The 15,291-nt window shown below is 57.9% G+C and carries 15 protein-coding genes and 2 pseudogenes; 9 read left to right on the top strand and 8 right to left on the bottom strand.

Annotated features, from left to right (window positions below; genetic code table 11):
- Positions 1-42 precede the first annotated feature (42 nt).
- The 6 genes and pseudogenes from ACZ6J2_RS15500 to ACZ6J2_RS15475 all read right to left on the bottom strand — a co-directional run bounded on the left by ACZ6J2_RS15500 (position 43) and on the right by ACZ6J2_RS15475 (position 7,637).
- Positions 43-1,421, bottom strand: a pseudogene (locus tag ACZ6J2_RS15500) (amidohydrolase family protein).
- A gap of 1 nt (position 1,422) precedes the next feature.
- Positions 1,423-2,379, bottom strand: a complete 957-nt coding sequence (locus tag ACZ6J2_RS15495) for a carbamate kinase family protein (protein WP_471726116.1) — start codon at positions 2,377-2,379, stop codon at positions 1,423-1,425.
- The gene (locus tag ACZ6J2_RS15490) at positions 2,376-3,956 is read right to left on the bottom strand and encodes a xanthine permease (RefSeq protein ID WP_471726114.1); all 1,581 of its coding nucleotides are present in this window, start codon (positions 3,954-3,956) and stop codon (positions 2,376-2,378) included. The genes ACZ6J2_RS15495 and ACZ6J2_RS15490 overlap by 4 nt, the downstream gene beginning before the upstream one ends.
- A gap of 11 nt (positions 3,957-3,967) precedes the next feature.
- Complete coding sequence (locus ACZ6J2_RS15485; protein WP_471726113.1) at positions 3,968-5,383, bottom strand: YlbE family protein; 1,416 nt, start codon at positions 5,381-5,383, stop codon at positions 3,968-3,970.
- Entirely contained in the window at positions 5,383-6,924 is a 1,542-nt protein-coding gene (gene fdrA, locus ACZ6J2_RS15480; RefSeq protein ID WP_471726112.1) for an acyl-CoA synthetase FdrA, read from the bottom strand. The genes ACZ6J2_RS15485 and fdrA overlap by 1 nt, the downstream gene beginning before the upstream one ends.
- A 107-nt stretch (positions 6,925-7,031) precedes the next feature.
- Positions 7,032-7,637 (bottom strand): ankyrin repeat domain-containing protein, encoded by a 606-nt coding sequence (locus ACZ6J2_RS15475; protein ID WP_039263421.1) that lies wholly within the window; start codon positions 7,635-7,637, stop codon positions 7,032-7,034.
- Between the two features lie 320 nt (positions 7,638-7,957).
- Between ACZ6J2_RS15475 and ACZ6J2_RS15470 the strand changes: the two genes are divergently transcribed.
- The 4 genes from ACZ6J2_RS15470 to ACZ6J2_RS15455 all read left to right on the top strand — a co-directional run bounded on the left by ACZ6J2_RS15470 (position 7,958) and on the right by ACZ6J2_RS15455 (position 10,023).
- Positions 7,958-8,896 (top strand): LysR substrate-binding domain-containing protein, encoded by a 939-nt coding sequence (locus ACZ6J2_RS15470; RefSeq protein ID WP_471726111.1) that lies wholly within the window; start codon positions 7,958-7,960, stop codon positions 8,894-8,896.
- A gap of 37 nt (positions 8,897-8,933) precedes the next feature.
- Entirely contained in the window at positions 8,934-9,233 is a 300-nt protein-coding gene (locus ACZ6J2_RS15465) for an ArsR/SmtB family transcription factor (RefSeq protein ID WP_471726110.1), read from the top strand.
- Between the two features lie 9 nt (positions 9,234-9,242).
- Positions 9,243-9,764, top strand: a complete 522-nt coding sequence (locus ACZ6J2_RS15460) for a rhodanese family protein (RefSeq protein WP_471726109.1) — start codon at positions 9,243-9,245, stop codon at positions 9,762-9,764.
- A gap of 79 nt (positions 9,765-9,843) precedes the next feature.
- Positions 9,844-10,023 (top strand): YodC family protein, encoded by a 180-nt coding sequence (locus ACZ6J2_RS15455; RefSeq protein ID WP_023308920.1) that lies wholly within the window; start codon positions 9,844-9,846, stop codon positions 10,021-10,023.
- A 38-nt stretch (positions 10,024-10,061) separates the two neighbouring features.
- Here the strand turns inward: ACZ6J2_RS15455 and stpA are convergent, their stop codons facing one another.
- Complete coding sequence (gene stpA, locus ACZ6J2_RS15450; protein ID WP_048979794.1) at positions 10,062-10,466, bottom strand: DNA-binding protein StpA; 405 nt, start codon at positions 10,464-10,466, stop codon at positions 10,062-10,064.
- A 496-nt stretch (positions 10,467-10,962) separates the two neighbouring features.
- Between stpA and alaE the strand changes: the two genes are divergently transcribed.
- Positions 10,963-11,412 carry an L-alanine exporter AlaE gene (gene alaE / locus ACZ6J2_RS15445; RefSeq protein ID WP_008502567.1) on the top strand — a complete coding sequence of 150 codons (450 nt, stop codon included), beginning with the start codon at positions 10,963-10,965 and terminating at the stop codon, positions 11,410-11,412.
- A gap of 32 nt (positions 11,413-11,444) precedes the next feature.
- Here the strand turns inward: alaE and ACZ6J2_RS15440 are convergent.
- Positions 11,445-11,788 (bottom strand): annotated as a pseudogene (locus tag ACZ6J2_RS15440) (DUF2002 family protein).
- 160 nt (positions 11,789-11,948) lie between these two features.
- On the opposite strand from ACZ6J2_RS15440, the gene ACZ6J2_RS15435 reads away from it, so the two are divergent.
- The 4 genes from ACZ6J2_RS15435 to nrdE all read left to right on the top strand — a co-directional run bounded on the left by ACZ6J2_RS15435 (position 11,949) and on the right by nrdE (position 15,282).
- Positions 11,949-12,275, top strand: coding sequence for an ElaB/YgaM/YqjD family protein (locus ACZ6J2_RS15435; protein WP_023308924.1), 327 nt, complete (start codon positions 11,949-11,951; stop codon positions 12,273-12,275).
- A 243-nt stretch (positions 12,276-12,518) separates the two neighbouring features.
- A complete protein-coding gene (gene nrdH, locus ACZ6J2_RS15430; RefSeq protein WP_023308925.1) occupies positions 12,519-12,758 on the top strand; it encodes a glutaredoxin-like protein NrdH in 240 nt (79 codons plus the stop codon).
- The gene (nrdI, locus tag ACZ6J2_RS15425) at positions 12,755-13,165 is read left to right on the top strand and encodes a class Ib ribonucleoside-diphosphate reductase assembly flavoprotein NrdI (RefSeq protein ID WP_023308926.1); all 411 of its coding nucleotides are present in this window, start codon (positions 12,755-12,757) and stop codon (positions 13,163-13,165) included. Before nrdH ends, nrdI begins: the two co-directional genes overlap by 4 nt.
- Positions 13,138-15,282 (top strand): class 1b ribonucleoside-diphosphate reductase subunit alpha, encoded by a 2,145-nt coding sequence (gene nrdE, locus ACZ6J2_RS15420; RefSeq protein WP_471726108.1) that lies wholly within the window; start codon positions 13,138-13,140, stop codon positions 15,280-15,282. The genes nrdI and nrdE overlap by 28 nt, the downstream gene beginning before the upstream one ends.
- Positions 15,283-15,291 lie beyond the last annotated feature (9 nt).

The following is a 15,291-nucleotide window of genomic DNA, read 5'->3' as shown; positions in this document are numbered from 1 at the left end:
TGCCTTCATCCCCTCTCCCACAGGGAGAGGGAGAAATGCACGTCAACCCACCGAGCCCCAGACAAGGTTGCCCTTATGGAACGTCGCAGTGCGAGGTGAAATGCGCGCCACGGCCTCGGCGGAGCAGGAAGCATCCACCAGCACAAAGCTGGCGTCATCCTGCGCTTTCGGCCACACGCGCTCGCCTTTGTCGTTCAGCGGCAGCACGTCGCCGGTGGCAATACCGAGCGCGCGGGAGAGCGTCTGCTCGTTCGGGCGGATGTAGAGCTGAGCGTAAAGATTCGCCTTCTCCAGCATGTCCCCCAGACCGTATGGCGACCAGTGATCGATCACGCTGTCGGTCCCCGTCATCACGAACACGCCCTTCTCGCGCAGCTGCTTCAGCGGCATATGCAGGGTGCCAATCGGCACGGTGGAAGCGATGGTCACCTGCTGCGCCGCCATGCGGGTGGCGATCTCATCCACCTGCCGCTCGTTGAGCGTCGCCAGCGCGAAGGCGTGGCTGATGGTCAGCTTGCCCTTCAGCTCCGGCGTTTTCTCCACCGTCTCCACCATATAGTTCACCGCCGCCACGCCCGCCGGGCTGGTTTCGTGCAGGTGGATATCCACCCCTTTGTCGAAGTCCAGCGCAATCTGGAACATGGTGTCGAGGGATTTCTCCATCGCGCCGTCGACGTTGGTTGGATCCAGCCGCCCACGTAGTGCGCCCCGGCCTGCATCGCCTCGCGCATCAGCTTTTCGGAGTTCGACAGCAACAGGCCGTGCTGCGGGAAAGCGACGATTTCGCAGTCAAAGCCGGGCTTACGGCGCGATAAAACCGCCTGCAGGTTTTCCAGATTCTTCAGGCCGGAGGTCGGCTCGATATTGCAGTGGCTGCGGGCGATGGTGGAGCCTTTCGACTGGATCAGGTCGATCAGCTTTTCCGCGCGCTCCTGGGTGTAGGGCTGTAGCTCCGGCAGCAGCTTCTGCTCGAGGTGGATCATGTCCTGAATCGTCGTGCCCGCGGGGCGGTTCAGGGAGCGCCACGGACCGCCGTAAAAGGTTTTATCCAGGTGAATGTGCATGTCGCGCATCGCCGGGAGCATCAGCTTGCCGCCTGCGTCATAGTGCGGCAGCGTGGCGTCGGCGTGGCGCTTGTTATCGCGCAGGGCGACGATCTTCCCGTCATTAATCTCCAGCGTTTTCAGCTCGGTGCGGGTGCTCGTCGCCACGCCGCCGTCGACGTTGAACCCGGCCTCCAGCAGCACGTTGTCCAGATAGTAATGTTTCGCGGTGATGCTCATCGGTTTGCCCGTCTCGCAGGTTGGCTTCGCGGAGTCAGCAGCATACGCGACGGATCCGGTGGCGCCAAATAGCGCGCAGGCGGTAACCATTTTGCCGCTCTGGCTGATAAATTCGCGGCGGCTTTTGTTTTCACTCATCTTATCTTCCTTCATTAACGATATGGGTGCCGGTTTCCCCGCGCAGCGCCGCGGGCAGGCAGTCCGGCGAGGTGATAATCACGCGCCTGCCGCCGTGGTGTAAAAATTCCAGCGAGGCGACGATTTTGGGCAGCATGCTGCCCGCCGGGAAGTGGCCCTCTTCCCTGTAGCGCGCCATCTGCGCCACGCTGACGGTGTCCAGCGCCTGCTGGTTCCGCTTGCCAAAGTTGATGCACACCTTCTCCACGCCGGTGGTGATCGCCAGCACGTCAGCGCCGATCTCCCGCGCCAGCAGCGCGGTGGAGAGATCTTTATCAATCACCGCATCGACGCTCTGGTAGTCGCCCTGCTCGCTGCGAATCACGGGTATTCCGCCGCCGCCCGCGCCGATCACCACAAAGCCTTTTTGCGTCAGCGTTTTGATGGCGTCGGCCTCAACGATGCGCAGCGGCTGCGGTGAAGCCACCACGCGACGGTAGCCACGGCCTGAATCCTCGACAAAATGCCAGTCCGGGTGCGCCTGTTGGAGCTCGTCGCGCTGCGCCTCGGTGAAGAACGCACCGATAGGTTTGGTAGGGTGAGTAAAGCCCGGATCGTTTTTATCCACCTCCACCTGCGTAACGACCGTGACCGCTTTTTGCTCCCCGCGCGCGGCCAGGCGATTGTTGAGCGCCTGCTGGATCAGGTAGCCAATCCCGCCCTGGGTGTCCGCCACGCAGTTTGCCAGCGGGGTTAGCGGCAGCCCTTCCCGCTCGTGGGCGATTTCGGCGCGGCGCAGATCCAGCCCCACCTGGGGGCCGTTGCCGTGCGTGAGCACGATGTCATAGTCGGAGGCCAGCATTTCCAGCACCGACTCTGCCACCGCTTTCACCGCCTGCGCCTGGTGTTCAATCGACTGGCTGGCGTTGTCTTTGATAATGCTGTTGCCGCCGATGGCGACGACCATAAGCTCTTTCATTTTGTGTCCTTTAGAAGGTGCGTTCTGGTGCCCTCACCCCGGCCCTCTCCCACAGGGAGAGGGGGAGTAACAGAGATATCCAGCACATGCTTCGCCACAAACATGCCGCCCATCATCAGATACGCGGTGACGAACATCAGCGAACTGCCCTCGGCAAAGCCCACCACCGGGGCATGGATCACGCCAAACAGCGCCAGCAGCGCCCCAACGGCGGCCGCAACGGCTCCGCGCAGCGGCTTGTTGATGATGGCGAAAATGGCGATACAGCCCCACAGCATGCTGGCGAGCGGCGCGCCGTTGCCGAGATGCACCAGGCCTTCGTAGTAAATTCCTTTGCTGTGCAGCACGTCGGTGCCGATCTTCGCCGCGCTGGTGCCCGCCGCCCCCATCACGCTGTTCATCATGGTCAGCGCCCAGTTGGCGATCCACGGGAACAGGCAGATGAAGATCACCGGCACCTCCACTTTGGGCGTTTCCCTTACCACCTGGTTGGCGGTGACGACGCCGATAAACACCAGAATCGGCACGATGGCGGTCATCGGAATGATGGCGAGCATAAACGCCCCCAGCCCGAACAGCGGCACGATGAACATGGTCACGCCGGAGGCCAGCGTATAGCCGATGCTCGCGCCCATCGCTTTCCAGCCAGGGTGACCAACGTAGACCGTCACCGGGAACGGGTTCCCCATCAGGCAGCCGAGCATCGACGCCAGACCGTTCGCCAGCATCACCTTACGCGTCGGGTACGCATCTCCCGCCGCGTGGGCGCTTTCGATGTTCTCCAGGTCAAAGATGTAGTTCGCCAGCCCCAGCGGCACGGCAGAGGCCAGATACGGCAGCGCGTGCGGCAGGCCCTGCATGAAGCTGTCCACGTGCACTTCCGGCGGGTTAAAGCCGAAGGATGACATGGACGCTTTAATCGCTTCCGGGCTTTGCAGACCGGAGATCCACGCCAGTGCCGTACCGGCAATCAGCAGCAGCAGGCCGGTCGGGATACGGGCGAAAATCGGCTTTTTACCGAACCAGTTGATGAAGATCAGCAGCAACACGATGAACGACACGGTCGGCGCTTCGAACGCCTGCAGCATTGGGTTCATCGCCAGCAGCAGCAGGCCCAAACCGGAGAGGCACGACAGCAGCACGGTACGCGGGATCATCTTGCGGATGGTTTCCCCCAGGAACGAACCGCCCGCGAGGATCATCGCCTCCACGAAGCACCACACCAGGCCAATCTGGATCGCGAAGTCCGCATCGCCGGTCTTCTGATAAACCGGCATCAGCACCAGGAAAGTCACTGTAAAAATCGACGGCGCGCTCGGGCCGGACGGCAGCGCGGTCACATCCGTACGCCCGGTGGCGCGCGCCATCTGCATGCCGAACCAGGCGTAGCAAATACTCGCGACCAGCACCGCCAGCCCGAAGGCCGGCGCGATGCGTCCATAAACAATCTCCTTCGGGATGCCGACGACAAAAATGAGCAGCCCCATCATGGTCAGCAAATTGGTCAGGTTGTTGGTCATCAACCCGAAATACGCCGCCCAGTCACCTCTTTTCCACTCCAGCTTCATGTTTTTCATGGATGCATGCCTTATAAAAAGTAGCGATCGCGGAAGGTCAACAGCGCCTTTTCAAAACAGCTAAACGGCGGGTGAACGATGCCCGCCCCAATCATGCCGATGCCCGCGTCTTTATGGGCAATGGCGGTGTTAATCACCGGCAGAATGCCGCTGCCCGCGACTTTGGTGATGTCGATAGCGGTCGGAATGCCCATAAACGAGAGCAGCGGAATGGTGACGTTCGGGTTTTCGCCGAGGGTGATTTCGCGCATCTGACGGGAGAAGTCGATGGCTTCCTCCACCGTGCCGCCCACCAGCGCAACGATTGCCGGGGCCGTCGCCATCGCAAAGCCGCCGATGCCGTAGGTTTCGGTGATGGCGCTGTCGCCGATGTCCAGCCCGGAGTCTTCCGGCTTATAGCCCGCGAACATCGGGCCAATCACCTGCTGCGCCGGGCCGGTGAACCACTGCCCCGGCAGGCCGGAAATGCGCAGGCCGAACTCGTATCCGTTACGCGCCATGGTGGTGACGACGGTGCTGTACTCAATGCCGTGAGCGGCGTCCAGCGCGGCTTTACACATCGCCATCCACGTCGGGCCGGAGAAGTAGTCGCTGCTGGCGACAAACTCGAACACCTCGCGCTGCTGCTCCACCGGGTAGCCCGCCTGAATCAGCCCCGGCGTCAGCGCCTGGATCAGCAGCGTGGTGCCCGCGTTGTTGCGGTTGTGGCACTCGTCGCCCATGTGCAGCGCCTGGGCCAGCATCAGGCGCAGGTCGATTTCGCCGACGATCTTCATCGCGTCGCGCAGCATCGGGCCGAGCACGTCGCGCATCCAGTTCAGGCGGTCGATCACGCTCTGGTCGTTGGCCCCCATGCGCAGGATCTTCGCCATCTGCTCGCTGAGGTTGGTGAACGCGCGGTTGCCGTAGGTTTTGTTCTCCACGATGTGCATAAACATCGACGCGGAGGTGACGCCCGCCATCGAGCCCACGCAGTCGTGCTCGTGGCACGGCGAGAAGGTAATTTCTCCGGAGGCGGCGAGCCTTGCCGCATCGTCCAGATCTTTCGCCAGCCCTTCAAACACCAGCGCCCCGGTGACCGCGCCCTTCATCGCCCCGCACATGTTCTCCCAGGCGACAGGCGGACCGGCGTGCAGAATGGTGGTGCGGGTCATGCCCGGCACAACGTTAATGGCCTGGTCATAGCCCACCAGCACCGGATGAGACTGAATAATGCGCTCAAGGGCGATGCGGTTAGCGGCGGCGATTTTCTCCGCCAGCGGTTTTTCCGCCAGCCGATCGAGCGCTTCAACGACCTGCATATTGCCCCGCCCCGGCGGCGTCCAGTCGAGCTGGGTGACGGGAACGTGCTGTTTTTTGAGATCGTCGCTGAACATCGCAATGCCGACGTTAATCACGTTCAGCGGCTGGTTGAATAAGGTCGTCATTATGCTTTCTCCCCTTTGCAGACAAATTCGCGTGCCAGTAATCCGGTGTTGGTGCTGCTGCTGGCCCAGATGACGCCTGCGTCGGTCAGCAGCTGGCACTGCTGCGCCAGCGACTGCGGATCCTGGTCGGTGCCGAGCACGTAGCCGAGGATCTCAAGCGGACGGTTATCGGCCTTCGCGATCGCCTGCGCCTCTTTGATAGCGTCGATCATCACGCCGACCGGATCCTCGTGCGCGCCGAAGCCCAGCACGAAGTCCATCACGATGACGCCCACCTCAGGATCGCGCGCCTCCTGCAGCAGGCGGCTGATGCGGTTGGTCGGGTCGATCATCGGGTGCGGCTTGCCGTTGGTGAAGTCATCGTCGCCAAAGTCGAGGAAGGTGTGGGCTTTACTGACGCTGATGTCGCTCAGGCGCTTAGCCGGATCCGGCTGGATGTTGCTGTAGACGTCGTCGAATTTCTCCAGCGCCGCGAACATCGCCTCGTCGCACAGGGTGCCGCCGCAGAACAGGCCGCGAATGTACTTCTGCTGCGGGGTCAGGCGGGCGCGCACTTCCTCAATCAACGGCAAGTTGAGCGGATGCAGATCGAGGGACTCTTTTTTGATGCCGGTGAGCAGGACCGCCTTCAGGGCCGCCTCTTTGGTGCCGCGCGCAAACTGCAGGCCGTCTTCATCGGCGGGCGGTTCGCTGCGGCCGAGGAAGCAGACAACCACCGGCTTGCGGCAGGCGCGCGCGCGGGCCAGCACTTTCTCCGCCACCGCAGGGGCCGGCGGCTTGGAGATCAGCGCAATCACCTGGGTCGCGTCGTCCGCTTCCAGCATGTCGATGGCGTCGAGCATCATCAGGCCGCCGATTTTCTCGCTGAGATCGCGTCCGCCGGTGCCAATCAGCTGCGACACGCCGCCGCCGAATTCGTGAATGCGCACGCTCAGCTCCTGGCTGCCGGTGCCGGATGCGCCGACGATGCCAATCGGTCCGCGGCGCACCGCGTTGGCAAAGCACAGTCCCGCGCCGTTGATAATGGCGGTGCCGCAGTCCGGCCCCATCATCAGCAGCCCTTTCTTATGCGCCAGCTGCTTCAGCGCCAGCTCGTCGTCGAGCGACACGTTATCGGAAAACAGCATCACGTTGAGATCGTTTTCCAGAGCCTGGCGCGCTTCGCGGGCGGCGAAGGTGCCGTTGACGGAAATCACCGCGAGGTTGCTCTCCGGGCGATGGGTTTTGGCGCTGGCAATCGTAGCGTAGCGCGCTTCATGGGTGCCTCCGCTCTCTTTACGCATGAACAGCGCTTCGATGGCCGCCAGGGTTTCATCATTCGCCGCGCCGCCTTTAATTACGATCATCAGGTCGCCGTTTTTGGCTTCCGCTAATTCCGGCGTTAATAGCCCGAGGTTTTTTAATACGCCTTTGTTCATTTCCGTCGCCATCGCGACAAACGCCTGCTCGACGCCCGGTAATTTATTGGCTTTGGTGGAAACGGACATTAATGAGACGGAGTCAAAATATGTGTTCTTTTTTATGACGATTTTTGTGGGCATTATTTTCTCCTGAAAGCGGATAAAAGGGGGCCGCCGTCGTGCAAAATGCACGTCGGTAAAAATGCGTTTTAAATTAAAGGCCAGCCGGACGCGGCTGACCGAATGCGTTATGCGCCCGCCGCCAGCAGCAGGTCAGCTATCGCATCGAAGCCTTTTTCCCGCGCCAGCTCGAGCGGGGTTTTACCGTATTTATCGGTCATGTGCGGGTTCGCGCCGTGATCCAGCAGCAGCTTCACGATCTCCTGCTGCTTCGCGCCGCCGTCGTTGAGCACGATCGCTTCCAGCAGCGGCGTCCAGCCAACAAAGTTGGTGTGGTTGACGTTGATATCCGTTTTTTCCAGCAGCTCGCGCACGATCTCCACGTGCCCCTTTTCACTGGCAGGGGTAATGCCCACGCCGCCAAAGCGCGTCAGGCGGTCGAGATCCGGATTTGCCGGAAGGACAAGGCGCAGCAGGGTGATATCGTTGGTCAGGCAGCTAATCAGGAAAGGGTTAAAGCAGGTCTGATCCTGTTTATCAATATCCGCCCCGGCGGCAATTAATAACGCCACGCAGTCATAATGTTTTTTCAGGCTGGCAATAATAACGGCGGTTCTTTTCTGTCGATTGGTGGCGTTAATATCCACGCCTTTCTCCAGACAGGCTTTTAGCGCATCGCTATTGCCCTCTTCTGCCGCCAGCAGAAATTCAGTAACGAGTTCGTTCGCAGACATATTCAGACTCCCGATGTTTTTATTTCTGTTGACCTGAGAATAGCAACAGCCTGGTCATAAAAGAATCCGCTTAAAAATGATTCATCGACAGTCAATTCATTGTTGAGGTAAATTCAATAAACTGGTTAAAACGTGCGTCTGTGCAACCTTTTTCTTATGTTTCTCCGCTTTTTAGCGCTTCTGGCTGCATTATGCTTATGCCTGACGAAGCCTTACTGCGTGTGGCTTTCGACAAAGAGTCAGAACTGTGATCGGCTTCAAATGCGTTGTAACGACGCTGTTAAAATATGTTCAAAACTGATGGCTGAAGGGAGTGAGATATGAATTCCATCTTTACCGAGGAAAACCTGCTGGCCTTTACTACCGCCGCACGCTTCGGCAGCTTCAGCAAAGCCGCCGCCGAACTGGGCGTGACGACATCTGCCATCAGTTACACCATTAAGCGCATGGAGACCGGGCTGGACGTGGTGCTGTTCGTCCGCAGCACGCGCAGCATCGAGCTGACCGAATCCGGTTTTTACTTTTACCGTAAGGCCACCGACCTGCTGAACGACTTTCACGCCATCAAGCGCGGGATTGATACCATTTCGCAGGGCATTGAGGCGCGGGTGCGCATCTGTATCAACCAGCTTTTGTATACCCCACGCCACACGGCGCGGCTGCTGCAGGTGCTGAAAAAGCAGTTTCCCACCTGTCAGATCACCGTGACCACCGAGGTCTACAACGGCGTCTGGGACTCCATCATCAACAACCAGGCCAACATCGCGATTGGCGCGCCGGACACGCTGCTGGACGGCGGCGGGATTGATTACAACGAGATCGGCGCCATTCGCTGGGTGTTTGCCATCGCGCCAGAACACCCGCTGGCATTCACCCCGGAGCCAATAGCGGAAAGCCAGCTGCGCCTGTATCCCAACATCATGGTGGAAGATACCGCGCACACCATTAACAAAAAGGTTGGCTGGCTGCTGCACGGGCAGGAGGCGATTCTGGTCCCGGACTTTAACACCAAATGTCAGTGTCAGATCCTTGGCGAAGGGATAGGTTTTTTACCGGAATATATGACCCGCGAGGCGGTAGAAGCGGGGCTGCTGGTCACCCGACGGATTAATAACCCGCGTCAGGATTCGCGCATGCTGCTCGCCACGCAGCATGCCGCAACCGGCCAGGTCACGCGGTGGATCAAGCAGCAGTTTGGTCCGGCGGGGGTGCTGACCCACATCTATAGCGATCTCCTCTGGCGCGAGGCCACAAAATAGTTTAGCATTTACTTAATTAAGAAAATGCTAAACTATTATGACCGAACTCGAACAGCTTCAGGCCAGCGCCGGACAGGCCGCCACACTTTTAAAAGCGATGAGCAACCCGCGTCGGCTGCTGATCCTCTGCACCCTGTGCGGAGCGCCCGGCACCAGCGCGGGAGATCTGGCGCGAGCCACGGGGCTAAGTCCTTCCGCCACGTCGCAGCATCTGGCGCGCATGCGTGAGGAAGGGCTTATCGACAGCACTCGCAACGCGCAGCGCATTCTCTATTTCATTAAAAACGATGCGGTACATCAGCTTATCAGCACCCTGAAAACCCTTTATTGCCCGTAAGGAGTCGCCATGTCACTTCCTCTTCTTTCACCGCGCCAGGCCAATGCCCGCGTCGCTGAAGGCGCAAAACTGATTGATATACGTGATGCCGATGAGTACGCCCGCGAGCATATTTCCGCCGCTCGGTCCGTGCCGCTGGATACCTTACCCGGTGCACTTAACGCGCAGGCGGGCGATACGGTGATTTTTCACTGCCAGTCCGGCGCCCGGACGTCGGGGAATGCCGACCGCCTTGCTCAGGCCGCCGCGCCCGCAGAGGCATTTGTGGTCGAGGGGGGCATTCAGGGCTGGAAACAGGCCGGACTGCCGACCGTTGAAGACAAATCCCAGCCGCTGCCGCTGATGCGTCAGGTGCAAATTGCCGCCGGGCTGTTGATACTCTGCGGCGTGGTGCTGGGCTATAGCATCTCCAGCGGCTTTTTCCTGCTCAGCGGTTTTGTCGGAGCCGGGCTGCTGTTCGCCGGTATGACGGGCTTTTGCGGCATGGCGCGACTGCTCAAGGTGATGCCCTGGAACCGGCGTACCTCATAAGCAGTAATCGGTGAAATACGCTGTACCCGGCGTCATGCGTGGGCTAAGGTGAAGATCGCTAAAACGATGAGGAGGTAATATGTTTTCTGTCGGTGATTATGTGCAACCGCGTAAAGGCGGCCCGAAACTGAAAGTGCTCGAAGTGAACGGTGACAGCATTGTGGCGGTTCAGGCCAGCAATGAGCAAGGCGAGAAATATACGCTGAAAGCCGCCGATGTAGCGCCTTATACCGAAGAAGGCGATTTCGGCGTCTGCTGAACAGTCAGCCGGGCGGCGTGTTCCGCCCGGCTCATTCGTTAGATCAGAAAATCATCCAGTGATTTACCGTCTGCCAGCGCGCTGGCGATAGGCTTCGGCGTGCGGCCCTGGCCGGTCCACGTTTTCTCTTCGCCGTTCTGGTCAATAAAGCGATATTTTGCTTCACGCGGCTTACGCTTTTTCGCTGGCTTACCCGTCTGCGCCAGTTCAGAACCCAGCAGGTCAGTCGGTGAAATACCATCAGCTTTCATCCGCTCCAGCAGGGCATTAATTTTTTCCTGCTGCTCAGCACGCTGCTGCTCTAATTCCGTCAGCTCGCTGCGTTTCTCTTCAGTAACGACCCTGACCTTTTCCAGCATTTCCTCAAGAACGTCCAGGGATAATTCACGCGCCATGGCGCGCAGGGTTCGGATATTATTAAGATTCTGTAACGTCAAAGACATATTATTTGGAAACCTTTTCTTTGGGGGGTAAATAGATAAATCGCCGACAGAATAATTCATTTGAGTTGAAATATCTACCCAAGGGTCCGTACGGGCATCAGTGTAAATATATTTAGAACTCACTGTTAATAATAGCGCAAGGTGCTGACAGGACACCGATGAATCCAATCACTCCATTAATATAAATGGCCAACTTTAATCCAAATTACAGCATACTGCGCCGCTTCAGGTGGAGGATTCCTGATTTTCGCCACTAAAAAAATCAACTTATTGATTTTAATGCAAAAACAATCAAACAAGACAGATTATAACGATCGGAACAAAAAACGAACAACTTTAGAGAATTTTGTGGACAAAAGGCAATTAAATAAAAATTAATCACTAGTTGTTAGTTAAAACAGAGAGATATACTCTATACACACCAAACAAACCAACCTAAAGCACTAACCGCTGAAGGAAAATCGTTTCTTTTGTGTTCTTCTCAAGGAGTTCAGACATGTTCTCGCCGCAATCTCGCCTGCGCCACGCGGTGGCGGATACTTTCGCGATGGTTGTTTACTGTTCCGTCGTGAACATGCTGATCGAAATATTCCTCTCCGGAATGTCCTTCGAGCAGTCGCTTTCTTCTCGTCTGGTGGCGATCCCGGTCAATATTATTATTGCATGGCCTTACGGTTTATACCGCGATGCGGTAATGCGCTTCGCGCGTCGTATCAGCCCCGCAGGCTGGGTGAAAAACCTGGCGGACGTTCTGGCGTATGTGACGTTCCAGTCGCCGGTTTACGTGGCCATTCTCCTGACTGTCGGTGCAGACTGGCACCAGATCGCTGCGGCGGTGAGTTCGAATATTGTCATTTCGATGTTGATGGGAGCCGTTTACGGCTATTTCCTCGACTACTGCCGCCGCCTGTTTAAGGTCAGCCAGTACAGCCAGGCAAAAGCGTGATGTGAAGCGACTGGCGCACGCCAGTCGCGGATTTACTGTACGTCGCCAAACAGTCCCTTCAAAAATCGCTCCAGCGCCATACGCGAACTGAAACCGTGCGGAATACCATAATGCTCATGCCGTTCACCGCCTAAATAGAGCGGAAATTGCTGATAATGATCGCAGGTTTTAATATCCGAGGCAGGCTCAGCAAATGACAGACTTCTGTCTTTCAGCGTCGGGTGAATAATGAGAGCGGTACGTCCCATTCTTGCTTCGCGATTAACATAAACATAATTCTCGCCGCGCGATATCCATACGCTTTTGGCGTCACCTCATCCATGGTGAATCCCTCTTTTTCAAGAACGCGTGCCACCTCGTCAGGTCGTAAATACATATCTTTTCCTCGTTATCTTTTCCTGCCCGGCAACCTTACAGTATTCAGCAATAGCAGGGCTTTCAGAATAGTCCATAAACTGCCGGATAACGCGTGATGCGCTTCAGATATTAAATTTCTGAACTAAACTGAACGGGAACACAAAATTACGGAGGATCGTATGTTTAACAGACCGAACCGAAACGATATTAACGACGACGCTCAGGATATTCGTAATGATGTCAGCCAATTAGCGGACACGCTGGAAGAGGTGCTGAAGTCCTGGGGAAGTGACGCGAAGGACGAAGCGGATGCCGCAAAGCGTAAGGCTCAGTCTCTGCTCCGTGAAACCCGCGCCCGTATGAACGGACGTTCACGCGCCACGCAGGCTGCCTGCGATATGGCAAGCTGTGCTACGACCTTCGTGCGTGAAAAACCGCTATGTACTCTGGGAACCGTCGCGGCGGTCGGCATCTTCGTCGGTGCCCTGCTCAGCCTGCGTAAATAATCCCGCGTATTCTGCCCCGGTAGCCTCAGGCGCCGGGGCTTTTTTATGCCCGTTAGCCTGAAAAACCCGTACAGCCTGCCCTGCCCCGCTGTGCTCATCACTGGGGCGACATCAATCTAAATTTCCCATATCTTGTATGGTTGAAACTTAAGACAACTACATCTAGTATTCCTTTTAGCAAGATACACACAACCCGACGCGATGATTCGCGCCGCACCCTCATTTTAAATGGAAATACGAATCATGAGCATTATTATTTACACTCGTAACGATTGTGTTCAGTGCCACGCGACCAAACGGGCAATGGAAAGCCGTGGCGTGGCGTTTGAAATGGTGAATGTTGACCAGGTCCCCGAGGCCGCAGATACCCTGCGCAAACAGGGTTTTCGTCAGCTTCCGGTGGTGGTCGCCGGGGAGACAAGCTGGTCTGGCTTCCGCCCGGACATGATTAACCGCCTGAGCGCTCAGGCCACGCGTGCATGAGCGGGCTGGTCTACTTCTCCAGCAGCTCGGAAAACACGCTCCGCTTTATTGAGCGCGTCGGGCTGCCTGCGGTGCGCATTCCGCTGAACGAGCGGGAGCGGATCCGGGTAGATGAACCGTACATTCTGGTGGTGCCCAGCTATGGCGGAGGCGGCACGGCAGGAGCCGTGCCTCGCCAGGTGATCCGCTTTCTGAACGATCCTCACAACCGCGGGCTGATTCGCGGAGTGATCGCGGCGGGGAATCGCAATTTCGGCGATGCCTTCGGCCGCGCCGGGGATGTCATTTCTCAAAAATGCGGCGTGCCGTATCTCTATCGTTTTGAGCTGATGGGGACACAGCAGGACGTCGAAAACGTGCGTAAAGGAGTGAACGAATTTTGGCAACGACAACCGCAGAACGGGTGATTCAGGCGACGCCGGATTACCACGCATTAAACGCCATGCTTAACCTCTACGATCGGGAGGGGCGCATTCAGTTCGATAAAGATCGTGAGGCCGTGGACGCCTTTTTTGCCGCCCACGTGTGGCCCAACAGCGTGACGTTTGCGAGCCAGAATGAACGTCTCGACTATCTGGTTAACAAGGGCTACTACGACGCGCGCACGCTCACCCGCTACGACCGCGCCTTTGTGGTGAAGCTCTTTGAACGCGCGCATGCCAGCGGCTTTCGTTTCCAGACGTTTCTTGGCGCGTGGAAGTACTACACCAGCTATACCCTGAAGACCTTTGACGGCAAACGCTACTTAGAGAGCTTTGAAGATCGCACCGTGATGGTGGCGTTATCCCTGGCGCAAGGGGATGAAGCGCAGGCTGAACGCTTGATGGAGGAGATCCTCTCCGGCCGCTTCCAGCCCGCCACGCCGACCTTCCTCAACTGCGGCAAAGCCCAGCGCGGCGAGCTGGTCTCCTGCTTCCTGCTGCGTATCGAAGACAATATGGAGTCGATTGGCCGCGCGGTAAACTCGGCGCTGCAGCTTTCCAAACGCGGCGGCGGCGTGGCGTTTCTGCTCTCTAACCTGCGTGAAGCGGGCGCGCCGATCAAGCGCATCGAAAACCAGTCCTCCGGCGTGATCCCGGTGATGAAGATGCTGGAAGATGCCTTCTCCTATGCCAACCAGCTTGGCGCGCGTCAGGGCGCGGGCGCGGTTTATCTGCACGCGCATCATCCGGACATCCTGCGTTTTCTCGATACCAAGCGCGAAAACGCCGACGAAAAAATCCGCATAAAAACCCTGTCGCTCGGCGTGGTGATCCCGGATATCACCTTTAAACTGGCTAAGGAGAATGCCGAGATGGCGCTCTTCTCGCCGTACGACATCGAGCGTATTTACGGCAAAGCGTTTGGCGACGTAGCCATCAGCGAACTTTATGACGAACTGGTGGCCGACGATCGCATTCGCAAAAAAACCATCAACGCCCGCGATTTCTTCCAGCGGCTGGCGGAGATCCAGTTTGAGTCCGGCTATCCGTATATCATGTTTGAGGATACGGTGAACCGCGCGAACCCGATTGCCGGGCGCATCAACATGAGCAACCTGTGCTCGGAGATTTTGCAGGTCAACAGCGCGTCTACCTACGACGAGAACCTGGACTACGCGGACATCGGCAAGGATATCTCCTGCAACCTCGGGTCGCTGAATATTGCCCACACCATGGATTCCCCCGACTTTGGCCGCACGGTGGATACCGCCATCCGCGGGCTGACGGCGGTGTCGGACATGAGCCACATCCGCAGCGTGCCGTCTATTGAAGCGGGCAACGCCGCGTCGCACGCCATCGGTCTGGGGCAGATGAACCTGCACGGCTATCTGGCGCGGGAAGGCATCGCCTACGGCAGTCCGGAAGGGCTGGATTTCACCAACCTCTATTTTTACACCATTACCTGGCACGCGCTGCACACCTCGATGATGCTGGCGCGCGAGCGCAGCCAGCGGTTCGCGGGCTTTGAGCACTCCCGCTACGCCAGCGGGGAATATTTCAGCCAGTACCTTGAAGGCGAGTGGCAGCCGAAAACCGAAAAAGTGCGCGAACTGTTTGCCCGCGCGGGGATTACTCTGCCGACGCGCGAAATGTGGCAGCAGCTGCGTGACGACGTGATGCGCCACGGCATTTATAACCAGAACCTGCAGGCCATCCCGCCAACCGGATCGATTTCCTACATCAACCACGCCACGTCGAGCATTCACCCGATCGTCTCGAAAATTGAAATTCGTAAGGAAGGCAAAACCGGGCGCGTTTACTACCCTGCCCCGTTTATGACCAATGAGAACCTGGCGCTGTATCAGGACGCGTATGAGATCGGCCCGGAAAAAATCATCGATACCTACGCGGAGGCGACAAAACATGTGGATCAGGGGCTGTCGCTGACGCTGTTCTTCCCGGACACCGCCACCACGCGGGATATCAACAGAGCGCAAATCTACGCCTGGAAGAAAGGCATCAAAACGCTCTACTACATTCGCCTGCGCCAGCTTGCGCTTGAAGGCACCGAAATCGAAGGCTGCGTGTCCTGCGCGCTGTAAGGAGAAAGG

It is taken from the genome of Enterobacter sp. E14S, assembly GCF_055666685.1.
The sequence above is the reverse complement of the archived record's forward strand: the minus strand, read 5'-3'. Positions and strand labels throughout refer to the sequence as shown.